Source organism: Dongia sp. (assembly GCF_041905885.1).
Lineage (GTDB): Bacteria > Pseudomonadota > Alphaproteobacteria > Dongiales > Dongiaceae > Dongia.
The window spans coordinates 1-25,827 of sequence record NZ_JAYRKD010000046.1 but is presented as its reverse complement, the minus strand read 5'-3'; the positions used below and the strand labels follow the sequence as shown (position 1 = coordinate 25,827).

27 protein-coding genes are annotated in these 25,827 nt (G+C 66.0%); 14 read left to right on the top strand and 13 right to left on the bottom strand.

Features of this window, described 5'->3' with window-relative positions; all coding sequences use genetic code 11:
- The first annotated feature begins 262 nt into the window (after positions 1-262).
- Positions 263-496 carry a hypothetical protein gene (locus ACH2CY_RS27600; protein ID WP_395023215.1) on the top strand — a complete coding sequence of 78 codons (234 nt, stop codon included), beginning with the start codon at positions 263-265 and terminating at the stop codon, positions 494-496.
- Positions 497-504: 8 nt separating this feature from the next.
- The gene (locus ACH2CY_RS27595) at positions 505-882 is read left to right on the top strand and encodes a response regulator transcription factor (protein WP_395023213.1); all 378 of its coding nucleotides are present in this window, start codon (positions 505-507) and stop codon (positions 880-882) included.
- On the opposite strand, the gene ACH2CY_RS27590 is transcribed toward ACH2CY_RS27595, so the two are convergent.
- Positions 879-1,340, bottom strand: coding sequence for a response regulator (locus ACH2CY_RS27590; protein WP_395023212.1), 462 nt, complete (start codon positions 1,338-1,340; stop codon positions 879-881). The two genes, ACH2CY_RS27595 and ACH2CY_RS27590, sit on opposite strands and share 4 nt — an antisense overlap.
- Before the next feature lie 105 nt (positions 1,341-1,445).
- Positions 1,446-3,227, bottom strand: a complete 1,782-nt coding sequence (locus ACH2CY_RS27585) for a hypothetical protein (protein WP_395023211.1) — start codon at positions 3,225-3,227, stop codon at positions 1,446-1,448.
- Positions 3,228-3,387: 160 nt separating this feature from the next.
- Here ACH2CY_RS27585 and ACH2CY_RS27580 point away from each other — a divergent pair, with 160 nt between their 5' ends.
- The 3 genes from ACH2CY_RS27580 (at position 3,388) to ACH2CY_RS27570 (ending at position 5,148) form a co-directional block, all read left to right on the top strand.
- Complete coding sequence (locus tag ACH2CY_RS27580; protein ID WP_395023210.1) at positions 3,388-3,840, top strand: group III truncated hemoglobin; 453 nt, start codon at positions 3,388-3,390, stop codon at positions 3,838-3,840.
- 71 nt (positions 3,841-3,911) lie between these two features.
- Positions 3,912-4,181: a hypothetical protein gene (locus ACH2CY_RS27575; protein ID WP_395023208.1), complete on the top strand. Its 270-nt coding sequence runs from the start codon at positions 3,912-3,914 to the stop codon at positions 4,179-4,181.
- A gap of 16 nt (positions 4,182-4,197) precedes the next feature.
- Entirely contained in the window at positions 4,198-5,148 is a 951-nt protein-coding gene (locus ACH2CY_RS27570; RefSeq protein ID WP_395023207.1) for an aldo/keto reductase, read from the top strand.
- A gap of 2 nt (positions 5,149-5,150) precedes the next feature.
- Here the strand turns inward: ACH2CY_RS27570 and ACH2CY_RS27565 are convergent, their stop codons facing one another.
- From ACH2CY_RS27565 to ACH2CY_RS27555, 3 genes are all read right to left on the bottom strand, one after another.
- A complete protein-coding gene (locus tag ACH2CY_RS27565) occupies positions 5,151-5,309 on the bottom strand; it encodes a DUF3096 domain-containing protein (RefSeq protein WP_395023206.1) in 159 nt (52 codons plus the stop codon).
- 54 nt (positions 5,310-5,363) lie between these two features.
- The gene (locus ACH2CY_RS27560; protein WP_395023205.1) at positions 5,364-5,816 is read right to left on the bottom strand and encodes a peptidoglycan-binding protein; all 453 of its coding nucleotides are present in this window, start codon (positions 5,814-5,816) and stop codon (positions 5,364-5,366) included.
- A gap of 79 nt (positions 5,817-5,895) precedes the next feature.
- The gene (locus ACH2CY_RS27555) at positions 5,896-7,926 is read right to left on the bottom strand and encodes a CocE/NonD family hydrolase (RefSeq protein WP_395023204.1); all 2,031 of its coding nucleotides are present in this window, start codon (positions 7,924-7,926) and stop codon (positions 5,896-5,898) included.
- Positions 7,927-8,091: 165 nt separating this feature from the next.
- Between ACH2CY_RS27555 and ACH2CY_RS27550 the strand changes: the two genes are divergently transcribed.
- Complete coding sequence (locus tag ACH2CY_RS27550) at positions 8,092-10,227, top strand: methyl-accepting chemotaxis protein (protein ID WP_395023203.1); 2,136 nt, start codon at positions 8,092-8,094, stop codon at positions 10,225-10,227.
- A gap of 37 nt (positions 10,228-10,264) precedes the next feature.
- Here ACH2CY_RS27550 and ACH2CY_RS27545 read toward each other — a convergent pair whose 3' ends face one another.
- Positions 10,265-10,678, bottom strand: a complete 414-nt coding sequence (locus ACH2CY_RS27545; protein ID WP_395023201.1) for a DUF2280 domain-containing protein — start codon at positions 10,676-10,678, stop codon at positions 10,265-10,267.
- Between the two features lie 129 nt (positions 10,679-10,807).
- On the opposite strand from ACH2CY_RS27545, the gene ACH2CY_RS27540 reads away from it, so the two are divergent.
- On the top strand, positions 10,808-10,966 hold the full coding sequence (locus tag ACH2CY_RS27540; RefSeq protein ID WP_395023200.1) for a hypothetical protein: 159 nt from the start codon (positions 10,808-10,810) through the stop codon (positions 10,964-10,966).
- Between the two features lie 325 nt (positions 10,967-11,291).
- Here ACH2CY_RS27540 and gcvA read toward each other — a convergent pair whose 3' ends face one another.
- Complete coding sequence (gene gcvA / locus ACH2CY_RS27535) at positions 11,292-12,221, bottom strand: transcriptional regulator GcvA (RefSeq protein ID WP_395023199.1); 930 nt, start codon at positions 12,219-12,221, stop codon at positions 11,292-11,294.
- 112 nt (positions 12,222-12,333) lie between these two features.
- Between gcvA and ACH2CY_RS27530 the strand changes: the two genes are divergently transcribed.
- Positions 12,334-13,281, top strand: a complete 948-nt coding sequence (locus tag ACH2CY_RS27530; RefSeq protein ID WP_395023197.1) for a DMT family transporter — start codon at positions 12,334-12,336, stop codon at positions 13,279-13,281.
- A 164-nt stretch (positions 13,282-13,445) separates the two neighbouring features.
- On the opposite strand, the gene ACH2CY_RS27525 is transcribed toward ACH2CY_RS27530, so the two are convergent.
- The 6 genes from ACH2CY_RS27525 to ACH2CY_RS27500 all read right to left on the bottom strand — a co-directional run bounded on the left by ACH2CY_RS27525 (position 13,446) and on the right by ACH2CY_RS27500 (position 19,658).
- Positions 13,446-14,189: a prephenate dehydrogenase/arogenate dehydrogenase family protein gene (locus tag ACH2CY_RS27525; protein WP_395023196.1), complete on the bottom strand. Its 744-nt coding sequence runs from the start codon at positions 14,187-14,189 to the stop codon at positions 13,446-13,448.
- 7 nt (positions 14,190-14,196) lie between these two features.
- Positions 14,197-14,499 carry a hypothetical protein gene (locus ACH2CY_RS27520; protein ID WP_395023195.1) on the bottom strand — a complete coding sequence of 101 codons (303 nt, stop codon included), beginning with the start codon at positions 14,497-14,499 and terminating at the stop codon, positions 14,197-14,199.
- Between the two features lie 42 nt (positions 14,500-14,541).
- Positions 14,542-16,167: an ABC transporter ATP-binding protein gene (locus ACH2CY_RS27515; protein ID WP_395023194.1), complete on the bottom strand. Its 1,626-nt coding sequence runs from the start codon at positions 16,165-16,167 to the stop codon at positions 14,542-14,544.
- Positions 16,168-16,179: 12 nt separating this feature from the next.
- Complete coding sequence (locus ACH2CY_RS27510) at positions 16,180-17,034, bottom strand: ABC transporter permease (protein ID WP_395023192.1); 855 nt, start codon at positions 17,032-17,034, stop codon at positions 16,180-16,182.
- A 14-nt stretch (positions 17,035-17,048) separates the two neighbouring features.
- Positions 17,049-17,996, bottom strand: coding sequence for an ABC transporter permease (locus tag ACH2CY_RS27505; RefSeq protein WP_395023191.1), 948 nt, complete (start codon positions 17,994-17,996; stop codon positions 17,049-17,051).
- 138 nt (positions 17,997-18,134) lie between these two features.
- A complete protein-coding gene (locus ACH2CY_RS27500) occupies positions 18,135-19,658 on the bottom strand; it encodes an ABC transporter substrate-binding protein (protein ID WP_395023190.1) in 1,524 nt (507 codons plus the stop codon).
- A 574-nt stretch (positions 19,659-20,232) separates the two neighbouring features.
- Here ACH2CY_RS27500 and ACH2CY_RS27495 point away from each other — a divergent pair.
- The 6 genes from ACH2CY_RS27495 to ACH2CY_RS27470 all read left to right on the top strand — a co-directional run bounded on the left by ACH2CY_RS27495 (position 20,233) and on the right by ACH2CY_RS27470 (position 25,787).
- Positions 20,233-21,237, top strand: a complete 1,005-nt coding sequence (locus ACH2CY_RS27495) for a GlxA family transcriptional regulator (protein ID WP_395023189.1) — start codon at positions 20,233-20,235, stop codon at positions 21,235-21,237.
- Between the two features lie 118 nt (positions 21,238-21,355).
- Positions 21,356-22,651: a DUF2254 domain-containing protein gene (locus tag ACH2CY_RS27490; protein WP_395023188.1), complete on the top strand. Its 1,296-nt coding sequence runs from the start codon at positions 21,356-21,358 to the stop codon at positions 22,649-22,651.
- Between the two features lie 3 nt (positions 22,652-22,654).
- Positions 22,655-23,323 carry a VIT1/CCC1 transporter family protein gene (locus tag ACH2CY_RS27485; RefSeq protein WP_395023187.1) on the top strand — a complete coding sequence of 223 codons (669 nt, stop codon included), beginning with the start codon at positions 22,655-22,657 and terminating at the stop codon, positions 23,321-23,323.
- Between the two features lie 109 nt (positions 23,324-23,432).
- Positions 23,433-24,323 (top strand): 3-keto-5-aminohexanoate cleavage protein, encoded by an 891-nt coding sequence (locus tag ACH2CY_RS27480; protein WP_395023186.1) that lies wholly within the window; start codon positions 23,433-23,435, stop codon positions 24,321-24,323.
- An 11-nt stretch (positions 24,324-24,334) separates the two neighbouring features.
- The gene (locus tag ACH2CY_RS27475) at positions 24,335-25,306 is read left to right on the top strand and encodes an L-carnitine dehydrogenase (protein WP_395023185.1); all 972 of its coding nucleotides are present in this window, start codon (positions 24,335-24,337) and stop codon (positions 25,304-25,306) included.
- A gap of 1 nt (position 25,307) precedes the next feature.
- A complete protein-coding gene (locus tag ACH2CY_RS27470; RefSeq protein ID WP_395023184.1) occupies positions 25,308-25,787 on the top strand; it encodes a thioesterase family protein in 480 nt (159 codons plus the stop codon).
- Positions 25,788-25,827: the final 40 nt, after the last annotated feature.

The following is a 25,827-nucleotide window of genomic DNA, read 5'->3' as shown; positions in this document are numbered from 1 at the left end:
AAACCTGAGACGCTCGTCCACGACCGAACACTCCTTCCAAGGCATCGACACCCCCCAAAAAACCGGGGAAAGTGTTACCTATGTGTCCGGTACGATCTGTTACCTATGTGTCGGGCCGCTCATCTCCGAAAATCATCCGCAGCGCCGCTGGCCCCCGTTCCGGTGCGGCCCGACATTTCCGCGCGATCTTCATGCAACAGCCATCCCTTTCCCGGGTTGGATTCATTAACAGCTGCAAGCAGAGACCAAGCGGATGAATGACATGGACCAGAATATGAAGGGGGCGACGCTTCCGAGCGTCTACCGGGCGCCGGATGGATCCGGCGCGGGCGCGCCCCGCAACGAGGATCCGCGGCGGACCGGGATCGACCTTGGCGACATGCTTGAAATGGGCCTGGAATCGCTCTTGATGCATTTCCGGCGCAAGCCCGACTCCAAGGTCACCGCCGACCGGACCACCCCGCCCGACCTGAGCCGGCCCGACAACGAGAGCTGATCCAACGCATGGCGGAAGCAAAGACCGTCATGGTCGTCGATGCCGACATCCTGGCGCGCATGGCGATCGCCGACTACCTGCGGGACTGCGGTTACAAGGTCATTGAAGGCGCGAGCGGCGCCGATGCCCATACTGTGCTGGCGCACGGCCATCCGGTGGACGTGCTGCTGATCGACATGCAGCTGCAGTCGAGCGAGGACGGCTTCGAGCTCGCGCGCGCGATCCGCGCGGACTATCCCCAGATCGCCGTCATTCACACCTCAAGCGCAGCGAAGCTGGCCGACAAGGCCGCCGATCTCTGCGACGACGGGCCGCTGATAAAACCTTATCATCCGCAGGAGCTGCTGCGCCGGATCCGGGCGCTCCGTCAGCGCGGCGACTACTAGAGCAGCTGCTGGATCAGCCGGCCGAGGTGATCGAGGTCGTAGGGCTTCTCCAGAAAATGCGTGACCGCCCGGGCCGCGGCGGCGTTTCGCAGGTCGCCGGAAGTCAGCACCACCTTCACGTCGGGAAACTCCTTGGCGATCCAGAGCGCGAGCCTGATCCCGTCCATGCCGTTCATATTGACGTCGGAGAAGACCAGCTCGATCGGTTCCGAGGCGCGCAGCAGGGTGCGCGCCTCCTCGGCATCCGCCGCCTCCAGGACGCGATGGCCGCTGTCGCGCAGGTGATCCGCCGCGGCCATGCGGATGAGGATGTCGTCCTCGACCACCAGGATGGTCGATTTCCGATGCGCGCCGTTCTTCGGATGAAGCTCGGAATTGGCACCACCCATCCCGCCGGCGGACGAGGAATGCGAGGGCGAGAGTTGCAGTGGATGAGATCGAACGGTGAAATGACGCATGATCTTCCCCAGGGTCCCGGCGGCCGGCCTCCCTCTCGCCGAGGCCGCGCCTCAATCCAACCGGGAGAGGCCCGCTTCGTTCCCTGGGCGCGTGAGAATATAAGGCTATTCGGTCGCCAGCAGGGCCTGGGCGGCGTGAAACTCGATATTGTCCGGTGAGCAGAGGCTCAGGGCCTGCTCCAAGCCGGTACTGGCCGCGGCCGGGTCGCCGGAAATCCGGGCCAGCGCCGCGGTATAGAACGTGACTTCGCAATTCTGCTTCCCGGCGGTCTGCGGGTCGGGATCTGCCGCGGCGGCGCCGAGCTCGGCGGCTGAAATCTCGCCGCGGACGAAGCGCACCACCGGGCCGGGCCATTGCTGCAGATCAAGCGCCGCCAGGCCGGTTTCCAGGGCGCCGCCGTCATCGACCGGCTGGTGCCTCTGGGTGAGGGCCAGCCACAGCACCGCGTAAGGTGCCTGCGCCGAGGCCTGGATGACGGTGGCGAAATCCGCCGCTGCCTGGGCCTCGTCGCCGGAAATATAGGCGACAACGCCGCGGCCGAGGTGCAGCCGCGGCTGGTCCTTTAGCGCAATCGCCTGGCTGAAATCGCCTATTGCGCCCGCTTGGTCGCCCGACGCGAGACGGGCCCAGGCGCGATCGACATAGCCCGGCATGAATCCCGGCTCCAGGGTCAGGGCGTAGGAAAGATCGGCGAGGCCGCCGCTGCTTTCGCCTTTCTCCAGGCGATAGCCGCTGCGCTGCCGATAGATGTCGATGGAGTCCGGCCGCAGCGCCAGGGCAGCATCGAGGTCGGCGATGGCGTGGTCGAGATCGCCGCTGCGGGAATAGGCCGTCGCCCGCCGGGTCAGCGCGCCGACGCGCCAGACATCGGGCGCATCGGGATGGCTGAGGGCGCGGCTGCAGAAGTCGAGGATCGCGCTGCTGTCGCCGTTGGCATCGGCGGCCTGACATTGCACCATGTCGTTCGAGAGCTCCGCGGCGACCGGCAGCGCCGCCACCAGCGCCTCCGCCCGTGCCGCCACCAACTCGAGCGAATCCGGCGGACAGAGCGTTTGGGCATGGGTGAAGCCGTCCTTGGCGACACCGGTGCGGCCATCGACCAGGGCACGGGCGGCGATGAAGAAAGCCGCCTGGCAGGCGCGCGCGGAAGAAACCGCCGGATCCGGATCCGCCAGGCTCACCTCCAGCTCGACCTCGGAGATGCGGTCCAGATAATACTGGATGAGCGGTCCCGGCCATTGCGTGAGGTCGCGTCCGGCGACTTCCGCGCTCAACGCCGTCCTGGCGTTGCGCCGGCTGGCTTGCAGCGCCAGGTTCTTCCAGAGCAGCGCCCGCAATGCATCGTCGCTGCCCTCCGCCGCCGTCCGCAGCGCCTGGTCGAACAGCGGCAGCGCCGCCGCAACATCGCCATCGAGCTGCAGCGCGATGCCTTCGCGCAGCTTTCGTTCGGATTCACCGGTGGTCTCCGGCGGGGCGCGGCGGATCACCTCCGCATAGTCGCGGATGGCGGGCGCGGCTTCGCCCTGCATGGCACGCGCCGCCGCGCGCATGTCGTAGAAGGCGACCGTGTCGGGCCGCAGTTGGAGCGCGCGGTCGAAGTCCGGGACGGCCGCCGCCGGCTCGTTCCTGGCCATATGGGCGAGACCGCGGTTGATCAGGGCCGCGACGGTCGGCGCATCACCGAGGGGACCGCCGTCCAAGGCACGGCTGCAAAGCTCGATTGTCGCATCGGCATCGCGGCGCTTCGCGGCATCGATGCAGCCGGCGATATCCGCATCGCCGGCCGCCCCCGCCGCGTCCTCGCCCGGCGGCGCGACGGTGTCGGCGCGGACCCCGAACGGGGCCAGCAACAGCACGGCTGTGAGCGCCGCCAGGGGAAACCGCATCGCCTGCTCCAGATGGGAAAGGTTCGGCTTCTCTAGAGAAGCCCGTCCTTACGGTCAATGCGGCCCGTCCAATGCCCCTGCCAATATGGGGACATTCGTCTTGATGCTGCGACTTCGCGTCAGCTTGCCGTCGCGTCGCCCGATGCCTTTATCTTGAGCCATGAGCACGCCCGCCCCCTTCCCGACCGAGAGCCAGATCGAGGAACTGGTCGCCACCTTCTATGCCAGGATCCGGAAGCACCCGAGCCTCGGTCCGATCTTCGAGCGGGTGATCGGCGACGATTGGACGCCGCATCTGAAGCTAATGTGCGATTTCTGGTCTTCGGTGATGCTGACCACCGGCCGCTACAAGGGCCGGCCGATCCCGGCCCACGTGCGCATCAACCAGGAGCACCGGCAAAGCCCGATCGAGCCGCAGCACTTCGCCGACTGGCTGGCCCTGTTCGAGGCGACCGCGAAAGAGCTGTTCGCGCCCGACCTCGCGGCCAGCTTCGTCGAGAAGGCGCGGCGCATCGCCGAGAGCCTGAAGCTCGGCTTTGCCTTCCATTCCCCGACGCCCGAGATCTGGGCCGACCTGCCGCCGCGCGCCATTCCGCTGACCACGGTCCGCTAGTCGCCTCTTGAACCCGGGCGCGGCTTCGGCGAGGCTGAGGCCTTCCAATTGCGAGCACCGGGGGAACCGCCATGGCCAAGAAGCACGATCCGTTTTTCATTCATCTCTGGGACGAACTGACCAGCGCCGAGATCCTGCAGCGCCCGGATGTCCAGAAATGGCTGGACGTGCCGGCTCAGGTCCAATCCCAATTCATCGAAGCCGCCAAGCGCGCCATGAACGCCGCGCTCGGCGTCGCCCAACCCAAGCGCAAGGCCGCCAAGAAGAAGGCGCCCAAGGCCAAGGCAAAAGCTAAGCCGAAGGCCAAAGCCAAGAAGAAGGCCGCGGCGAAGAAGAAGTAGTCCCAAGGAACTCCAGATGGAATTGCGTGAGCTCGGCCGGAGCGGCCTCAAGGTTTCGCCGGTCTGCCTCGGCGGCAATGTGTTCGGCTGGACCGCCGACGAGCCGGCTTCCTTCGCCGTGCTCGACGCCTTCACCGGCGCCGGCGGCAATTTCATCGACACCGCCGACGTCTATTCCACCTGGGTCCCCGGCCATAAGGGCGGTGAGTCCGAAACCGTGCTCGGCCGCTGGCTGAAGGCCCGCGGCAACCGCGACAAGGTCATCCTGGCGACCAAGGTCGGCTCCGACATGGGCGGCGGGCGCAAGGGATTGAAGGCGGACTACATCGCGCGGGCGGTCGAGGATTCACTGAAGCGGCTGCAAACCGACTATATCGATCTCTACCAGTCGCATCGGGACGACCTCGAGACGCCGCAGGAAGAGACCCTGGAGGCCTATGGCCGGCTGATCAAGGCGGGCAAGGTGCGGGCGATCGGCGCTTCCAACTTCACGCCGGAGCGGCTCGCCGCCGCGCTCGCGCTCAGCGCCCGGCACGGGCTGCCGCGCTATGAAAGCCTGCAGCCGGAATACAATCTCTATGAGCGCGCCGGCTACGAGGCGGCGCTGGAGCCGCTGTGCGAGAAGGAGAAGGTCGGCGTCATCGGCTATTTCGGTCTGGCCTCGGGCTTCCTCACCGGCAAGTACCGTTCGGAAGCGGATCTCGGCAAGAGCGCCCGCGGTGAGGACATCGGCCAATACTTCAACCCGCGCGGCTTCCGCATCCTGTCGGCCCTGGACCAGGTCGCCGCCGAGACCAAAGCGACGCCGGCCCAGGTCGCGGTCGCCTGGCTGATCGCCCGGCCGAGCGTGACCGCGCCGATCGTCAGCGCGACCAAGGTCGAGCAATGCCGCGACCTGATCGCGGCCATGCGGCTGCGCCTCGCCCCGGCACAGGTCGAGGCGCTGAACCGGGCGAGCGCGCCTTAACTTTACGAGGCGGGGATCGTGAAGGCGCTGAACAGCCCGATCAGGCCGACGACGATCAGGTACAGCGCCACGACGTAGTTCAGCAGCCGGGGCATGATCAGGATCAGCACGCCGGCGATCAGGGCGATCAGCGGCTGGACAATGTAGATATGGCCCATCATCCGGGCAGGCTCCTCTGCGGTAAAATCATGCCGGCCCCGATTGGCGCGGTCGGTTTATGGAGTGAGCGGCGCGACCGCCTGGCGATCCAGCACCTCGACAGGCTGCAGGCCGAGCGTGTCCCGATAGGCATTGAGCGCTTCAATCGTGCGCTTGCCGGGGCGGCCATCGGCATTGCCCGGGTCGTAGCCGAGTGCCTTCAGTCGTTCCTGGACCTTGATGATGTCGTCATGGGTGAGGGGTGCGTCGGCCTGGGCCTCCTGGATCGGCCCGGCGGGGTTCATGCCATGCAGCCGCGACGGCTGCTCGGCAAAGTACGCGGCCGCCTCGGCCCGCGGCACCACGGAGACGCCCAGCAGCGACGGGTCCTGGGGCGACGAGAGCACCAGCCAGCTGCCGATGGTCGCCCCGAACACCACCGCCAAGGCGGAAAGGCCGGCGCGCCATTCGCGGCGCTGCTCGGCCAGGATGATCATGCGTTCGCCCGGATAGGTAGCGCGACGGTCCATTGCGACCTCCCACTCCACTCATTCACGCCACCAACCGGCGCAAAGGGTGAACGTTCCAGGGAGGGAATGGCGCGCTATTTCACACCAGGTCGCGCGGCACGTCCTCGCGCCATTCGCGCTTCACCACGCTCTTGCCGTCCTCGAAGGCTTCGAGCTTGCCCCAGAGGGTGAAGACATCCTTGGTCGAGGTCATGCCGCAAGTGATGTCAGCGCGGATATCCCACCCCTCGCGCTTCAGAAAATAGCGCTCGGTCAAGGTATAGGCGGCAGAGTTGGGATCGGACGGCGCGATCGTCAGCTCGCGCTTCAGGTGATGATCCTGGGCGGTGCCGATCTCGTCGAAGCGGACCATGCCCTCGCCGAACACGCCGCCATCCGCATCGGTCACATAGAGCGCACGGTCGTTGACGGCGTCATAGACGGCGCGGCGCTCGAGACGGCCTTGGCTGAGCCTGGTCGCCGGCGTCTGCGGCGCGGTCTCCGCGGCGGCAAACGGATTCTTGCCGTCATCAGCACGCGCGCCGCGCACCGGCAGCAGCAGCTTGCTCTCGCCGGCGCCGAGGGTCAGCGTCGCCCATTCCGGCGACGGCCAGACCAGCGGCCAGTAGCCGCTGGAGATCGAGACGCGCACGCGATGACCGGCGGCGAAGCGATGGCCGCAATCGTTGAGCTTCACCTTGACCCGATAGCGCCGGCCGGGCTCGAGCGGCGTCGGCGCGGCGTGGCTGTCGCGGTGCGTCAGGTTCAGCACCTGGTAGCTCACCCGCAAAGCGGCGCCATCCGGCGCGAGGTCGACCAGGCGCACGCCGATCTGCGCCACCGGCTTATCGGCGGAAAGCCAGAGTTCGAGCTGCGGCGCGCCGAGGATTTCAAGCGGGCTCGACAGCGGCGGCGTGTCGAAGGTCAGCGACAGCGCATCATCGACGCGCTGGTCGGTCGGATGCTCGCCGGGACAGCCGGCGCCCATCCATTCGCCGCCGGCCTGGCCGACCTGGAGCGGCGAGCGGATCTTGAGATCGCGGGCCGGACCGGCACCGCTCGACAGGCAGCCATCGGCGTTCAGATACCAGGACTTCGCGGCGATGTTGGCGCTCGGCCAGGAATCCTCGGCGACCCAGCGGCCGGGCGATTGCGTGCGCGTGCCGACCGGCGGCGTCCAATCCTGGATCCAGGCGCGAAGCATCGGCTCTTTATCGACATCATTCGCCTCGTTCTTCAGCCAGCGGTCCCACCACTTCACCGCCTCCTGCAGGAAGCCGATCGCCGGCGACGGCGTGCCGTCCTGCGGATAGACATGGGCCCAGGGGCCGATCACGCCTTTGCGCGGCACCTTGAGATGCTCCAGCATGCGCGGGATCGCGTTGGTATAGGCATCGGCCCAGCCGCCCACCAGGAAGACCGGCACCTGCACATCCGCGTAGTTCTGGCAGATCGAGCCATGCTGCCAATAGGCGTCGCGTCGCTGGTGCTTCAGCCAGAGCGCCGGCCAGAACGGCATATGCTCCAGCCGCTGCTTCCAGTTCGCGCGCCAGTCGGGACCGTAGAGCTCCGGATCCGCCGGGCGCGCCTGGTAGGCGAGCATGATCGCGCCCCACCAGAGATTGTCGTTGAGCAAGCAGCCGCCCATCCAGTGGATGTCGTCGGCATAGCGGTCGTCGGTCGAGCAGACCGAGAGCACCGCCTTCAAGGCCGGCGGCCGCAACGCCGCTACCTGCAGGCAATTGAACCCGCCCCAGCTCTTGCCCATCATGCCGACCGCGCCGCTGCACCATTTCTGCGCCGCGATCCAGGCGATCACCTCGCAACCGTCGGCCAGCTCCTGCTGCGTGTATTCGTCGTCCAGCAGCCCGTCGGATTCACCCGATCCGCGCAAATCGACGCGCAAAGCCGCGTAGCCATGGCCGGCGAAGTAATGATGCATCGGCTCGTCCCGGCCGCGCGTGCCGTCGCGTTTGCGGTACGGAATGTATTCCAGGATCGCTGGGACCGGATTGCTCTCGGCGTCGTCGGGCAGCCACATCCGGGCGGACAGGCGCACGCCGCCCTTCAGGGTGATCCAGAAATGCTCGACCCGGCGCACCGAGTTCGAGAAGCGGGTGACGATCGTCATGGCGTTGTCTTGACTGGAGTCTTTCGGATTCGGGAGCGTCACACTAGCCGTTACCCGCGGGCGGAGCAAAGCGTCGTCCCGCGACATTTACCGGGCGTTAAGCCCTGCCCCCTAACCATCCGAGAAAGGAACCCGGCAAGCGGGGTCCGCATGCCTGGGTGGAACATGTCGAATCAAAAGAAGCGGAGCTTCGCGAAGAAGCTTTCGTTGAACGCCAAGATCCTGATCTCCGTGGTCACCGCCCTGGTCCTGGGCCTGGCGGTCACGACCTTCTTCATCTCCGATCGCAGCGCGGGGATCACCCGGGACCTCTCCGAGCAGAACGGCAAGCAGATCGCTACGACGGTCGCTTCCGACGTCCAGCGCGACCTCAACGTCGCCATGCGCGTCACCGAGACGATGCGCGACGCGTTCATCGGCCTCTACGGCGCCGGCAACAAGGATCGCGCCACCTACCTCGCGATGCTGGAAAGTGCGGTCAAGGCCAATCCGCAGTTCGTCGGAGTCTGGACCGCGTGGGAGCCGAACGCCTTCGACGGCAAGGATGTGGAATACGTCAATGCCGACGGCAAGGCCACCTTCCCGAACGCCGACCTGCATGATGCGACCGGGCGCTTCATCCCCTACGTCTTCACGACGACGCCCGGCAGCTTCGGCCACGCGCCACTGCTGGACTACACCAAGCCCGGACCGGGCGACTACTACCTGCTGGCGCAGAAGTCCGGCAAGCAGCAGATCATCGAGCCCTATTCCTATGACGTCGATGGCAAGACGGTGATCATGACCAGCCTGGTCACGCCGATCGTGATCGACGGCAAGGTGCTGGGTGTCGTCGGCCTCGATCTCGACCTCGCCGCGATCCAGGAACGGCTGGCGAAGGTCAAGCCGTATGAGACCGGGTCGGTCTCGCTGATCTCGAACGCGGGCAATTTTGCCGCCTACGAGGATCCGAAATTCGTGATGAAGCCGATCAACGAGCAGAACGAGAGCCTGGGCCGGGCGAAGGAAGCCGTCGCCAAGGGCCAGAAGCTCGAGTTCTCGGACTTCTCCAAGAGCCTGCAGGTCAACATCCTGCGCGCCTTCGTGCCGGTCGAGATCGGCACCACCGGCACGCCCTGGTCGGTCATGGTCAACCTGCCCGAGGACAAGATCCTGGCGCCGGTGAAGAGCCTCACGATCTCCACCGTCGTTGCCGCCTTGGTCCTGGTGCTCGCCCTCTCGGCGATCGTCGCCTTCCTGATCCGCAGCCTGGTGGTGCGCCCGGTCGGCGGCCTCACCCAGGCGGTGCAGACATTGGCCGACGGCAACACCGCCATCACCGTTCCGGCCACGACGCGCGGCGACGAGCTGGGCGTCATGGCCCGCGCCGTCGAGTTCTTCCGCCAGAAGCTGATCGAGATCGACGAGCTGCGGGCGAAGACTGCTGCGGCCGAGCAGGAATCCGCCGCGGCGCGCCGCAAGGGCATGCTGGAGCTCGCAGACAGCTTCGAATCCAGCGTGAAGGGCGTGGTCGAGGCGGTCTCCGCCTCCGCCGTCGAGCTCGAAGCCAGCGCCAAGTCGATGTCCTCCGTGGCCGAGGAAGTGACCCGCCAATCGACCGCGGTCTCCGCCGCGACCACCGAAGCCTCGGCCAACGTCTCGACCGTCGCCGCGGCTTCGGAAGAGATGTCGGCCTCGATCGCCGAGATCAGCCGCCAGGTGGCGGCCAGCTCGGGCGCCGCGCGCAGCGCGGTCGGCGAGACCGATTCCGCCGCCAACACCGTCCAGGAGCTGGCCAAGGCCGCCGAGGAGATCGGCGACATCGTGCGCCTGATCAGCGACATCGCCGGCCAGACCAACCTGCTCGCCTTGAACGCCACCATCGAGGCCGCCCGCGCCGGCGACGCCGGCAAGGGCTTCGCCGTGGTCGCCTCCGAGGTGAAGAGCCTCGCCACCCAGACCGGCCGCGCCGCCGAGGACATCACCAGCCGCATCCAGCGCATCCAGTCGGTGACCGGCGACGCGGTCAAGGCGATGGACGGCGTCCGCTCGACCATCAGCAAGGTCGAGGAGATCGCCACCACCATCGCCTCGGCCGTCGAAGAACAGTCGGCGGCGACGCGCGAGATCTCCGGCAATGCCGGTCAGGCCGCCGCCGGCACCGACGAGGTCGCCCGCAACGTCGAGCGGGTGAAGAACGCGGCCGGCGACGCGGGCAGCGCCGCCGGTCAGGTCCGCGAAGCCTCGGGCGAACTCGCGCAGCAATCCGAAGCGCTGCGGCGCGAGGTGGATTCCTTCATCGCCCGGGTGCGGGCGGGCTAAAGGGTAAGAGCCGCCGCCGAAGACGACACGGGCGCCCTCAGGGCGCCGGGTCCTTCGGCGGCTGGTCCTTCGCCGCCGCAGGGGCCCTGCGCTTGTCATAGAAGCCGCCGCATTCCTTGGCCGCCAGCACCATGAACTCGGCGGCGTGGAAGGTAGAGCCGTTCTCGAGGGAGCGCCGGGCGAACCGGTCGAGCATCTTCAGCCGGTAAGCCTTTTGCGCGATGCCGATCGACGAGATGTCGTCCAGAAACTTCGCGCGGGTCACGGCGTGGAGCTCGCACCAACGCGAAGCCGGCGGATGATGGCCCGCCGGGTTGTACTCGTGAACCTGCTGGCGGGTGATCTCGACGCCAAAATGCACCTTCACCGCCGCGGCCACCTGGGTGGGCGTGTCATAGCGCGCCAAGCCGCGCACGATGAACTCCTTGATCTCGTCGGTAAGGATCGCCATCGGTTCTCCATTCTGTCGGGGTGCGGTCGGGGTTGCTGATTCCTGTCGGGGTCCGGTCGGGGTTGCCGATTCCTGTCGGGGTCCCGTCGGGGTTCGGGGCGTATTGCGGTTCGTCCAGCAGGCAAGGACTTGAGCGAGATCGATCTCGGTGTGGAAATTCGCCTGCACCAAGTCGACGATCCGCGACGGCGGATCGTGGCGCGCGAGGCGCTGTCGGATGAACGCCTCTATCTCGTCGCTGAGGGCGGGCATCGGCTCTTCGCCCGCTCGGGGTTGGGTGCTGGTTGAGGATTCCGTTGGGAGATGCTGAGGCAGTCCAGTCGATGCTGTGGCCATAGGAGACCTCTCACGCGAGCGACGCGCGCAGCGCCGTTCGCATCCGGTTGTGCGGAATGGGGACGCGGCACCGAGGTGCCGGAAAGCACGATGCTAAGCAGACGCGAAGCTGCAGCCGGCATGCCCAAGCTGCGAAGCGCAGTATAGTTGGCCTTATGTTCTTTTGCAAGTTTTATTATTAGAATTCAGATGGTTAACAGGAATTCGGCGCAGCATGAGTTGGGGAAACTCCCGTTCGCCCGCAACGCCAATCGCGGCGTGACGCGCGGACCTGGCGCTAGCGACGGGACGACCTTCGACGCGACCGTTTCGAGTTCGCGAATTCCCGAACCTCGCCGGCGATCCAGTTCCTGAACGCGCGCACCTTCGGATGATCGCCGTTTCCGACCCGATAGACGAGATCGTAGCCCCACTCGACTTCCAGCTTCGCCTTGGGGAAGAGCGCCACCAGGCGCCCGGCCGCGAGGTCTTCCGCCACCAGGACGCTGCGCCCCAGGGCGACGCCTTCGCCACGGATGGCGGCTTCGATCGACATGCTGCCGTGGCTGTAACCCGGACCCCGCGTCTTCGGGTATGGCAAGTCCATCATCTCGAACCATCGCTCCCAGGTGATGGTCATCCCGATCTCGTGAATCAGCTGGCACCTGCCGAGGTCCCGCGGAGACCTGAGCCCGCCCATGCGGTCCCGATAGGCCGGCGCGCAGACCGGCGAGACGGTCTCGTTCATGATCCGCTCGGCGCTGCCGCCGGGATAGACGCCATTGCCGTAGCGCAGCGCGACATCGACGGCGCTCGCCGCGAAATCGACCGGCGCGTCGGTGACGTCGAGATGGACGTGATAGTCCGGACAGCGCGCCATCAACCGGTGCAGCCGCGGCGTCAGCCATTTGCTGGCAAAGGAAACCCCGGCGCTGACCAGAAGGCGCGTGGGTTCGTTCTTGCGCCGGATGCTCTCGCTCTCGCGCGCCAGTTCGGAAAGCAGCCGGGTGATCGCCCCGAAATACGCCGCACCGGCTTCCGTCAAAGCGAGCCTGCGGGTCAAGCGGAGGAACAGCGGAACGCCGAGATGATCTTCCAGCGCCTTGATCTGGCGGCTGACGGCGCCGTGGGTCAGATGCAGCTCCGCCGCGGCGAGCGTCATGCTCAGCCGCCTGGCGGTGGCCTCGAAGGCCCGCAACGTCTGGAGTGGAGGAAGCTGGTCCGGCATGTTTATGCGTGAATTCTAGTCACACGTTGTGTGAAGATCAATCGTTTGTCGATTTCCCTTCGCTTGCGTCATACATGACCCGAACGCACAACCCGGTTCCTCGCCAAGACCGATGACGCAGCCCGCTTCCAATGCCGCCGCCCTCGCCGGCCCGGCAACCCTCTCCTCCAGGAACCTGGGCGGGATGCTGCTGCTGGCGGTCATGTGGGGACTCTCGATCCCGATCACCAAGCTGGGCCTCGAGACGGTGCCGCCGCTGATGTTCACCGCCTTGCGGTTCCTGGTGGCGGTCCCGCTGCTGCTGATCCTGTCGTCGCGGCAGCTCCGCGTGCCCCTGAAGGCCGTTCCCAGCATCGTCGCGCTCGGAGTCATGGGCATCTCGCTGGGCAATGTCGCGCAGACATTCGGGGTCCAGGGCACCTCGGCCTCGGTGGGAACGATCGTCTCGGCGACGATCCCGATCTTCATCGTCATCTTCGCGGCGCTGCGCCTCAAGCAAGCGGTGGCGCCGAAGCATTGGTTCGGGTTGCTCGCCGCCTTCGGCGGCATTGCGCTGGTCGCGCTGGAGAACGGCGCGGGTGCCGCGGACCTGTCCGCCACCACCTTGAGCGGCGTCGCCTGGATGCTGGTCTCGGCGATCGCCATCGCCTTCTATTACATCTGGAGCGCGGAACTGACGGCGCAATACGGAACCCTGCCCGTTGCCGCGTGGAACGCCCTGGCCGGCCTGGTCGCGATCCTGCCCCTGGCCGGCTGGGAAATGTCGCAGCAGCCGTTCGAGATCACGGTGCAGACTGTGTGGACCGCCGCCTATCTCGGCGTGATGGTGACGGTCGCCGGCCTGCTGCTTTGGCTCTATATCCTGCGGGTCGTGCCGGCCCGGGTGGCGGCCGGGGTGCAATACCTGCAGCCGGTGTTCGGGATTGCCGCCGCTGCCCTCCTGTTCGGCGATCGACTGGGCCTGATGTTCGGGGCCGGCGTGATCCTGATCCTCGGCGGCCTGGCCCTGGCGGCGTCAAACGCGCGGCCGGCTGCGCAAGTGACCGCCCCGCAGGAATAGGCACGATGCTAAGCAGACGCGAAGCTGCAGCGAAACGCAGTATAGTTCTATTTGTGTTCTTTGGCAAGTTTCCTGCGCGGATTCAAGCCCTTAGCCGAATTCGGAAGGAAACTGCACTCATGCAGAGCCGACCAACCTCTGAAGCGCAGGTTATTCGCTGTGCCTCAGACAGACTTGCCCAGCAGGGCGTGCACCTCGGCCTCGGCAGTCTCGAAGCGGGTAATGATCTCTTCGCAATAGGGATTGAAGGCGAAGACGTCGCGAAAGAGTTCCGTGTCGCTTCTCACGCTTTCCACCGCATCCATCAGATAGCCGAAGGACAATGTGTCGATATCGGTGCGGATGAAGCCGCCCCGCGCGACCGCTTGCGCGAGGTAATGCGTCAGGAACAGCGTCTCGGCCAGCATCCGATCATGGGTGTCTGCCGTCATGGGCAGGACATTCAGGCCGTGACCCTTCAGCCAGGCCAACGCCGTGGCATAGATCGCTGCAGGAAGCGTGTGATCGGTCATCACGACGCGCAGCCCGGCGAGGCTGCCGCCCTGCTTTTCGTAGCTGTACGGCCCGAACATGGGATGGGTGGTGATCCAGACGCGATCGGCGGCGTGCCGGCGCAGCAAAGCGACCGGCATCACCTTGACCGTGTTGACGTCCACCAGCACGGTCTCCGGCCCCAGGAGCGGAAGCACCTTCAACAGCGTTTCCTCGAAAGCGCGGATCGAAACGGCAACAATCACCAGGTCGGCCCGGCACGTCTCTTCCAAGCTGAAGAACCGAATCCCGTCCGGGGCCGATTTGCGGGCAAAGACCAGCACGGGCAAGTCAGGGGCGAGTCGACGCGCCAGCATTTCCAGGAAACGGCCGAAATCGCCATAGCCTACGATGCCCAGCGAACGCGGCGGTCGCATGGGGGATCTATCGACCCAGCTTGGCGAGGAGCCTGACCCGCTCGAGCTCGAGCGTTTCGACCAGCCGTCCGGCGAGCGCGTCGCCCTTTTTCTGATGCGCGCGAAGGCTGGCGAGCTGGCCTTCGATCTGCGCCAGCCGTTCGCGCAAAGACGCCTGTGGGTCGGTCGCGGCGAGGGTGGCGTCCGCCTCCCGCTCCTGCCGCCGGGCGTCCTGTCGCACCTTCCGCTCGGCCGCGCGTTTGTCGTCGGCAATCGCGCCGCGGACGGCTTCATGAATTGCGGAGCGGAGAGGATCGTCCTTCTTGGCCATGCGACCGTGATACCGCGACCCGAAGCGTTCGGTCTAGTGTCCCTACCCGGCCTTGCGCTTGGCCAGGACTTCTTCCAGCCATTCCGTGCGCATCTCCGGCACCGAGGAGATCAGGCGCTCGGTGTAGGGGTGGAACGGCGGGTTGAAGATCTGCGGGGTCGGGCCTTGCGCCACGATCTCGCCGCGCAGCATCACCGCGGTGCGATGCGCGATGCGGCGCACGATGCCGAGGTCGTGGGTGATGAAGAGATAGGCGACGCCCAATTCGTCCTGCAGCTTCTTCAGGAGCTTCAGCACGCCGTCGGCGACCAGCTGGTCGAGGGCCGAGGTCGGCTCGTCGCAGATGATGAGGTCGGGTTCGGCGGCGAGCGCACGCGCGATCGAGACGCGCTGCTTCTGGCCGCCGGAGAGCGCCGTCGAGAGGCGGCCGGCATAGTCGGCCGGCAAACCCACCTCGACCAGCAGCTCGGCGACGCGCTTGTCCACCTCGGCCTTGGAGCGGCCGAAATAGAGCTGGACCGGGCGGCCGATGATCTCGCCGATGGTCTGGCGCGGATTGAGCGCCACGTCCGGCTGCTGATAGATGAACTGGATGCGGCGGAGCTCGTCCTTGCTGCGGTCCTTCAAGGCCGGCGGCAGCTCCTTGCCGTTGAACTTCACCGAGCCGGATTTGCGCGGCAGCAGGCCGAGGATGAGGCGCGCCAGCGAGCTCTTGCCCGAGCCGGATTCGCCCACCACCGCCACCGTCTCGCCCTTGGCGACGTTGATCGAGACGTTGTTAACCGCAACGAAGGTTTCGTAGACGCCGACCGCGTTGGTCACCGAGAGGACCGCGTTGCTCTCGTCCACCGCCTCGAGCTGGCTGATGTGGTCGGCCTCCTTGCGCTCGGAGACCAGCGCGCGGGCGTAGTCGGTGTTGGGCGCGCCGAGGATCTGCTTGGTGTCGCCGAGCTCGACCATCTTGCCGTGACGCAGCACCATGATGCGGTCGCTGACCTGGGCAACCACGGCGAGGTCGTGGGTGATGTAGAGCGCCGCGGTGTTGTATTCGTGGATCAGCTTCTTGATGAGCGCCAGCACCTCGATCTGGGTGGTGACGTCGAGGGCGGTGGTCGGCTCGTCGAAGACCAGGATGTCGGGGCGGCAGGACATCGCCATCGCGGTCATGGCGCGCTGCAGCTGGCCGCCGGAAACCTGGTGCGGGTAGCGCTGGCCGAAGGTCTCCGGCTTCGGCAGATCGAGGGCGCGGAACAGCTCGAGCGCCCAGGCCTTGGCCTCCTCGCGGGACATGATGCCGTGCTTCACCGGCATCTCGATCACCTGGTCGATGATCTTATGCGCCGGGTTGAACGAGGCCGCGGCGCTTTGCGCGATATAGGCGATCCGCCGGCCGCGCATCTCGCGCCGGCCTTCGGCCGAGAGGTCGCGGATGCTGGTGCCGTCGATCTCGACCTTGCCGCCGGTGATCCGGCAGCCGCCGCGCGAATAGGCCATGGCACCGAGGCCGATGGTGGACTTGCCGGCGCCGCTCTCGCCGATCAGGCCCAGCACCTCGCCGCGCTTCAGCTCCAGCGAGACGTTGTCCACCAGCACCAGGCCATGGATCGATTCGATCCGCAGGTCGGTGATCTTCAGGACCTTATCGGTCTTGCTTGCGCCTTCGGCCATGGTCCGGCTCCCCTACATTTCAGCCGAGGCGCCGGACGGGCGCGCGTTGATCGAGAGAATCCAGTCGACGATCAGGTTGACGCCGATGGTCATCAGCGCGATCGCGGCCGCGGGCCAGAGCGGCGCCATGCCGCCGAAACCCAAGGCCTTGGCGTTCTCCTTCACCATGCCGCCCCAGTCGGCGAGCGGCGGCTGCACGCCCAGGCCGAGGAAGGACAGCGCGGCGACGAACAGGAAGTTGAAGCAGAAGCGCAGGCCGAATTCCGAGATCATCGGCGGCAGCGCGTTGGGCAGGATCTCGCGGCGGATGATCCACCAGGTGCCCTCGCCCCTGAGCCGCGCCGCCTCGACGTATTCCAGCACCACGATGTTCATGGCGACCGAGCGCGACAGGCGGAAGACGCGGGTGGAATCGAGGACCGCGATCACGAAGACCAGCACGGTCAAGGAGCCGATCACCGAGGTGAACAGCGAGCCGAACAGCGAGAGGATGATCAAGGCGAAGATCAGCAGCGGGATCGACAGCATGACATCGACGATCCGCGACAGGATCTGGTCCACGATCTTGCCGCCGACCACGGCCCAGAGGCCCATGACGATGCCGATGGCGAAGGAGAGGATGGTGGTCACGAAGGCGATCCCGATGGTCGTCCGCGCGCCGTAGATCACGCGGGTCAGGAGGTCGCGGCCGATCTGGTCGGCGCCGAACCACATGAGGGCGGTCGGCGCCGCGTAGGATTCCGCGATCGTCTCCGCCTCCTCGTAGGGTGCTACCAGCGGGCCGAACAGGGCCATCAGGATGAAGAAGGCCACGATGACGATACCGACCCAGGCGGTGATCGTTGGCTTATGTCCGAAGATGCGCATGCTCGTATTCCCCCTCAGCGCGGCTTGCGCAGCCGTGGATTGACCAGAATGCTCAAGACGTCCGCGACGGTGTTCAGGATCACGAAGGCGGCCGCGAAGACCAGGCCGCAAGCCTGAACCACCGGAAGGTCGCGCTTGCTGACCCCATCGACCATGAACTGACCGATGCCCGGATAGACGAACACCGATTCGATCACCACCACGCCGACGATCAGGTAGGCGAGGTTCAGGGCGACGACGGTGATGATCGGCGCCGCCGCGTTCGGCAGCGCGTGGACGAAGATCACCCGGGCCCGGCTGAGCCCTTTGAGGAAGGCCATCTCGATATAGGGCTGCGACATGATCGAGAGCACCGAGGAACGCGTCATCCGCAGCATATGCGCGGTCACCAGCAGGGTCAGGCAAACCGCCGGCATGGCGACCACATAGATGCGCTTGTCGATCGTCATGCTGTTGTAGACCGTCGCCAGCGACGGGAACCAGCCGAGCTGCACCGAGAAGATGAAGATGAACAGGTAGCCGAGGAAGAATTCCGGCATCGAGATCGCGGCCAGCGAGATGATGTTGGCGGCCTTGTCGACCCATTTACCTTCCTTGATCGCGGCCAGGATGCCGAGGCCCACCGCGAGCGGCACGGCGATCAGCGCCGCATAACCGGCCAGGAACAGCGTGTTGAAGAGCTTGGGCGACATGGTCTTCACGATGTCGCGCTTGTTGGTGAGGGCGACGCCGAAGTCGCCCTGGATGGCGCCGCCCAGCCATTGCAGGTAGCGCAGGTAAGCCGGCTGGTCGAGGCCGAGCTCCTTGCGGAACACGGCGACCGTCTCGGGTGTCGCGCCCTGCCCCAGCACCGCCGTGGCGACGTCGCCCGGCAGGATCTCGGTGGCGGCGAAGATCAGAATACTGACGCCGAGCAGCGTCAGCAGGCCGAGGACGATTCGAATGGCAATAGTTCTTCCCATCGCGCCGTCCCCCTTGGACTGCCGATCACCACGTTATCGGATAGAAGCTGCAAATACCGGCTGAGCGAACCGACATCGGTATCGGGTTGGGAAATCGGAGCCGGGTTCCCCCGCCCGGCTCCGAAGTCACCGGACCGATTACGCGAACCAGCCCTTTTCCGCCGCCCGGTTGTCGTCCAGGTCGTAACGGCCATGCGGCTTGATGCCCGCGACTTTGCTCGAGTAGCCGTCGAGGTAGTCGGTGATGGCGAAGCAGACGAAGCCGCCGTCGTCGGCGATCATCTCCTGCGCTTTGAAGTACATCTCCTTGCGCTTGGCCTGGTCGGTCTCGGCCCGCGCCTTCTTGATGAGATCCTGGAACTCCGGAACCTTCCAGTTGGTGTCGTTCCAGTCGGACTTCTCGCCGAACACCTGGGTGAGCGACTGGTCGGCCGACATACGACGGCCCCAGTAGACCGCGCAGAACGGCACCTTGAGCCAGACGTTGTCCCAATAGCCGTCGCCGGAGACCTTCTTCACGTTGAGCGGCACGCCGGCCTTCTTCGCGGACTCCTGGTAGAGCTGGGCGCAGTCGACCGCCGAGTTCCAGGCGCCGTCCGAAGTCTGCAGATCGAGCGGCGCGGAAATGCCGGCCTTCTTGAAGTGGAAGGCGGCCTTGTCCGGGTCGTACTTCATCTGCGGCATCGAGGTGTTGTAGAACGGGTTCAGGGCGTCGAGGTTGTGGTCGTTGCCCGGAACCGCGAAGCCGCTGTAGACCTGCTCGATGATCTTCTCGCGGTCGATCGCATACTTCAGCGCGGTGCGAAGATCCTTGTTGGTGTAGGGATCGTCGGTCACGCGGGCCACGAAGCAGTAGCGGTTGCCGGTGCCCTTGGTGCGGACGATCTGGAGGTTCTTGTCCTCCATCAGCTTCTTCACGGTGCGCGCGTCGAGGCGGTTGGCCGCGTCGATTTCATTCGACTGCAGCGCCGCGGTGCGGGCGGCCTGATCCTGAATGTTGCGGATCTCGACCGCGTCGAAGTTGCCGCGGCCCGGCTTCCAATAGTCGCCGTCGCGCTTCTTGAAGCCCAAACGGACGCCGTATTCCGGATCGCCGTCCAGCTCGTAGGCGCCGGTGCCGACCAGGTGATCCCAGTCGTTGAAGTCCTTCGGCACCACGATCAAGTGGTAGTCGCCGAGGATCACCGGGAAGTCGGCATTGCCGTCCGCCAGCGTGATCGCGACCTGGTTCTTGTTGAGCGCCTTGATCTCGGAGATCTGCTCGAGGATGCCCTTGGCCGGCGACTTGGTTTCGCCGCGGTGGATCCCGATCGAGTAGATGCAGTCGTCGGCGTCGAGTGTCTTGCCGTTGGAGAAGGTGATGTCCTTGCGGACGTTGAAAATCCATTCCTTGGCGCCGGGCTTCACTTCCCAGCTCTCGAACAGCTCGCCGGTCGGATTGCCGGCAGAGTCGAACTCGACCAAGTTGTTGCAGACGGTCAGCGAGGCGTGGATCATCACCGAGTCAGCGTAGGTGCGCGGATCGAGTGAGTCGGACGGCGAGCCGCCTTCCATGCCGAGGCGGAACATGCCGCCCTTGTTCGGCGTCGCGGCGTAGCCGGCCGAGGTCAGGATCCCCGAGGCCAGCGTGGTGGTGATGCCCAGGGCAGCCGCGCGACGCATAAAGTCGCGCCGGCCGATTTTCCCTTCACGGGCAGCCAATTGTAGTTCGTCCCAGCGATTCATGCTCTCCCTCCTGTTTGCCGCAAACGACACAATGTCGAAGCGGCGTCTGTTGCGTGACGGTTTCGCGGGCGAGGCCCGGGCCGTTCTTAATAACCACTATGCAGAAAGACCCAACCCGTCGCAATAAGCCTCAGCCGGCATTCCAAGAACTCACCTACCCATACGCGTTCTTGATACGCCGTCCTCGATAGCACCCGCGTCGTGCCAATCGGATGACTCCCAGATACGCTGCCGCGGCCCGGGCCGGATGCGGAACCGGCGGGAAGCGAAAGCGAAGATGTGCGGAAACCCGCGGCACCGCCGCGCATCTCTCCGCCTGAATTTTCCAAGCCCCTTGGTCGAACCCTCTTCCCGGGTTCGGTAAGTCATCCCTGTGACTTAACCCTTTATGCCGTATGGGTCTGTCGCGATTGCGCAATTGCGACATGGGCGTTAGATTGCGCGACATAGGGTGCCGCGGAGCCCCGAATGTCTCCCGCAACGCTGCAAACCGGGACGGGACCTGCCTGCCATGCTGGCCATGCCCCTGGGGCCCTTGGCGATCGAAGCGCCCCAGACTCTGGGATTCCTGCTGCTGTCGCAGTTCTCGATGATGGCCTTCGTCTCCGCCGTCGAGCCTTTGCGCGTGGCGAACCGGCTGGCCGGCCGCGAGCTCTACCGCTGGGAGATCGTCTCGCGCGACGGGCAGTCGGTGGAGGCCTCGAACGGCATGTCGCTGGTCGCCGACCGCGCGCTGGACGACGCCCCGCTCTATCCCATGCTCGTGATCTGCGCCGGCTTCGAGCCGGAGCGGCATTACGACCGCCGCATCAAGTCCTGGCTGCTGAAGCTCTCCGCCGCCGGCGCCGATCTCGGCGCCATGGATACCGGGAGCTTCCTCCTGGCCCGCGCCGGGCTGCTCGACGGCTACCGCGCGACCACGCATTGGGAAAGCCTGGATTCCTTCCGCGAGACCTTCCCCAAGGTCGATGTCGAGAATGCGCTGTTCCTGATCGACCGCAACCGCCTGACCTGCGCCGGCGGCACCGCGGCGCTGGACATGATGCTGCACCTTATATCCCTGCAGCACGGGCATCGGCTGGCGACCGCGGTTTCCGAGCAGTTCATCCACGCCCAGATCCGCGACCCGCTGGACCGCCAGCGCATGGAGCCGCGGGTGCGCCAGGGGATCAGCCATACCGGCCTCGCCCGCGCCATCGCCTTGATGGAGAGCAATCTCGAGGACCCGCTCGACGCCGAGAAGCTGGCCGATGCCGCGGGGCTTTCATTGCGCCAGCTGGAGCGGCTGTTCCACAAGCATTTCAAGATGGCGCCGCGGCGCTACTACCTCGATCTCCGGCTGCAGCGGGCCCGGGCGCTGCTGCAATATACCGATATGCCGGTGGTCGAGATCGCCGTCGCCTGCGGGTTCGGCAGCGCGGCGCATTTCTCGCGGAGCTACCACGCCTGGACCGGCAAGGCCCCTTCCAGCGAGCGCCGGCGGGTCGAAGCCGGGATCATGCCGGCCTTGCGCTGAGCCCTCCCCCGCCGCGTTACAGTAAATAGCGCGTCCGTACTCCCTCTTTCCCGCCCCATCGCCGCATCGTCGAACTGGGATGCCCGGCTCGGGATGTGCCGGGAAGCGGGGGAAGCGAATGCTCTGGAACCAGTGGTATAGCCTGAAGAGCTATGTGCGATCCTCGCTCTGGATCGTGCCGTTTGTCGCCGTTCTGCTCTACCTGGTGGCAATCCGGGTCGTCGGCATGATCGATACGGCCTTGGGCTGGCAGCCGGAATGGTTCCTGGGCGAGGCCGGGCCGCGGGTCATCGTCCAGACCATCCTCAACCTCGCCCTCACCTTCCTGATCTTCATCCTGGGCTCGCTGCTGGTGGCGATCCAGGTGGCCGGCGGGCAGCTCACGCCGCGGATCATCGCCTCCACCCTGCTCAGCAACAATGCGCTGCGCATCATCATCGGCCTGCTGATCTTCACCTTCCTGTTCGCGATGGGGACCAGCGCGCGGCTGGAAGCCGGGCCCGCCCACCTCACCGCGCTGATCGCTGGCCTGCTCGGCCTGGTGTCGCTCGCCGCCTTTCTCTTCCTGATCGACTATGCGGCGCGGATGCTGCGACCGGTGAGCGTCCTATGGCTGGTCGGCGAGAAGGGCCGCGCCGCCATCCGCGAGGTCTATCCGCACCGGCTGGAAGCGGGCGAAGCGCCGCCGCGGGCGCCGGCGGCGCTGTCGTCGCCCCGGCAGGTGGTGACCCATGCAGGGCATTCCGCGATCCTGCTGGCGATCAATCTGAAGGCGATCGTGGCGCTGGCGCGACAGGCCGATGCGGTGATCGAGCTGGTGCCGATGATCGGCGACTTCGTCGGCGCCGACGAGGCCTTGTTCCGCGTCTTTGGCGGGAAAGGCGCGATCGACGAACGACTGCTGCGTGGGACGGTCGCATTCGGGCCGGAGCGCACCATCGACCAGGACTCCACCTTCTCCTTCCGGATCGTGGTCGATATCGCGATCAAGGCATTGTCGGCGGCGATCAACGACCCGACCACCGCGGTGCTGGCGATCGACCAGCTGCAGCGCCTGCTGCGCGCGGTCGGCCTCCGGCAGCTGCACAACGACCAGGTGTTCGGCCCGGGCGGTGCCTTGCGGGTGATCGCCCGCACGCCGAATTGGGAGGACTTCGTGCACCTGACCTTTGCCGAGATCCGCCTCTACGGCGCCAGCAACTTCCAGATCTCGCGGCGCCTGCGCGCCATGATCGAAAGCCTGATCGAGATCCTGCCGCCGGCGCGTCACCCAGCGCTCCGCCACGAGCTCGACCTGCTCGACCGGGCCCTGGTGAAGCTGCACGATTTTCCCGAAGACCTGGCGATCGCCCGCCTCTCCGACCCGCAGGGGCTCGGCGGCCGCTCGCCCAGCCCAACAGCAAATGGAAAGTGAGACATGCGCCGCGGACCCGTCATCCACCGCTTCCTCGATCCCGGCGATGCGCTGGGCGAGGTCATGTTCGGCATCATCATGACCCTGACCTTCACGGTGGGCGCGCGCTACTTCATGGTGCGGGGCGAGCTCGACACCAACGAGCTGATCGTCGGCGCGGTCGGCTGCAACATCGCCTGGGGCATCATCGACGCCGTGCTGTTCCTGCTCGGCACGCTGTTCTTCCGCAGCCAGCGCGCCCGCTTCTACCAGTCCTTGCGCAGCGTCACCGACGACAAGTCGGCCTTGAGCGCCGTCGCCGACCAGTTCGGCCTCGAGGACGAGCCGCTAGCGATCCCGGCCGAGGAACGCGCCAAGCTCTACCAGGCGATCCTCGGCGTCGGCCGCCTGGCCAGCCCGGCGCCGATCCGCATCACCAAGGAGGACTGGACCGCCGCCTTTCTGGTCTTTGTCCTGGTCACCCTGACCGCCATCCCGGCCATCATTCCGTTCCTGGTCATGGCGGATGAGAGCCTGGCCCTCACCGTCTCCAACACGGTGCAGGTTGTGCTGCTGTTCATCGCCGGCTATCGCTGGGGCGCCTACACCGCGGTAACGCCGTGGAAAGTCGGGGTGACGGTGGCGGCCTTGGGCTTCGGCATGACCATGCTGACGGTGATCCTCGGCGGCTGATTGGACCGTTAACCCTGGGCGGAAACCGACAAAGCGCTGTCGGGATTCCTCAAGCGATTCCGGCGGCCTGGCAGGACCATCCACCCACGAGTCAGTGGGAGGGAGTTCCATGAATTACGAAGTGATCGTCACCTGCGCGGTGACCGGCGCCGGCGACACCGTCGGCAAGCACCCGGCCATTCCGGTGACGCCCAAGCAGATCGCCGACGCGGCGATCGAGGCTGCCAAGGCCGGCGCCACCGTCGCGCATTGCCATGTCCGCGACCCGGAGACCGGCAAGGGCACCCGCGACGTGCACCTCTACAAGGAGGTCGTCGATCGGATTCGCTCCTCGGGCACCGATATCATCATCAACCTGACCGCCGGCATGGGCGGCGATCTCGAGATCGGCGGCGGCGAGGAGCCGTTCAAGTTCGGCAAGGCGACGGATCTCGTGGGCCCGCTGGAGCGCCTGGCGCATGTCGAGGAGCTGCTGCCGGAGATGTGCACGCTGGATTGCGGCACGCTCAATTTCGGAGACGGCGACTACACCTATATCTCGACCCCGAACATGCTGCGCAAGGGCGCGCAGCGCGTGAAGGAACTGGGCGTGAAGCCGGAGCTCGAGATCTTCGACACCGGCCACCTCTGGTTCGCCAAGCAGATGGTGAAGGAAGGCCTGTTCGAGGGCGCGCCGCTGTTCCAGCTCTGCCTTGGCATTCCCTGGGGTGCGGAAGCCAACACCACCACGATGAAGGCCATGGTCGACAACCTGCCCGACGGCGCGCTCTGGGCCGGCTTCGGCATCGGCCGGATGCAGATGCCGATGGTGGCGCAGGCGATGCTCTTGGGCGGCAACGTGCGCGTCGGCCTGGAAGACAACATCTGGCTCGACAAGGGCGTGCATGCCTCGAACGGCTCGCTGACCGAGCGCGCCTGCGAGATCATCACGCGCTTGGGTGCGCGTCCGCTCACCCCGGCCGAAGGCCGCAAGAAACTCGGCCTGAAGGCCAGGAACTGAGGTTTGAGATCATGGCATTGATTGCAGCGAAGGATATCAAGACCGCCGCCATCCTCGGCGCCGGCGTCATCGGCAGCGGCTGGGCCTCGCGTTTCCTGGCGAATGGGCTGGATGTGGTCGCCTGGGATCCCGGCAAGAATGCCGAAGCGACCTTGCGCGCCAATGTCGCCAATGCCTGGCCGGCGCTGACCAAGGTCGGGCTGAAGCCCGGCGCCTCGCAGGACCGGCTGAAGTTCGTCTCGACCATGGAAGAAGCGGTGAAGAACGCCGACTTCGTCCAGGAGAGCGCGCCGGAGAACGAAACGCTGAAGGTGAAGATGCATGCCCAGGCCACCGCGGCGGCGAAGCCGGGTGCCCTCTTCGGCTCCTCGACCTCGGGTCTCCTCCCCTCGGATTTTTACAAGGAAGCCAAGAGCCCGGAGCGCTGCCTCGTTGGCCATCCGTTCAACCCGGTCTATCTCCTGCCGCTGGTCGAGGTCTGCGGCTCGAAGTGGACCACGGACGAGGCCAAGCAGATCGCGATCGAGTTCTACAAGTCGCTCGGCATGCGGCCCTTGCATGTGCGCAAGGAAGTCCCCGGCTTCCTCGCCGACCGTCTCCTGGAGGCGGTGTGGCGCGAAGGCATGCACATGATCAACGACGACTACTGCACGACGGGCGAGCTGGATGATGCGATCCGCTTCGGCTTCGGCATCCGCTGGTCGTTCTTCGGCATGTACATGATCTACCACATGGCGGGCGGCGACGCGGGCATGCGCCACTTCCTGGCCCAGTTCGGCCCGGCGCTGGAACTGCCCTGGACGCATTTGAAGGCGCCGAAGCTCACCGACGAGATCATCGACAAGATCGTCGACGGCACCGAGAAGCAGGCCGGCACGCATTCGATCAAGGAGCTGGAGCGCCTGCGCGACGACTGCATCATCGACGTGATCGGCGCGATCACCAAGGCAAAAGAGCGTCACGGCTGGAAGTACGAGGACTGACGTGCCGCTCCTCACGCTTCATCGCGCGGTCGTGCAGCCGGGTTGGGTGGATTACAACAACCACTTGAACGACGGCTACTACACGGTGATCTTCAGCGATGCCACGACCGCGCTGATGGCGCATATCGGGCTCGGGCCGGCCGAGCGCGCGGCCACCCAGCACACGCTGTTCACGCTGGAGATGCACACCAACTATCTTTTGGAGGTGAAGGGCGGCGTCGAGGTGCGGGTCGACACGCAACTGCTGGCTTATGACGTCAAGCGGCTGCACATCTTCCACACCATGCACCGCGGCGACGAGGCCGAGATCGTCGCCACCAACGAGCAGATGTTGATGTCGATCGACATGCGCGGCCCGAAGGGAGCGCCCTGGCTGCCGCCGGTGCTGGGCAGGATCGACGATATCTGGCGGGCGCAGCGCGACCTGCCGCGCCACAAGAATGCCGGAAGATCGATCGGCCTGCCGCCGAAGAAAGTCTGACAACAACTCCTCCCCCCTTCAGGGGGGAGGTCGGGAGGGG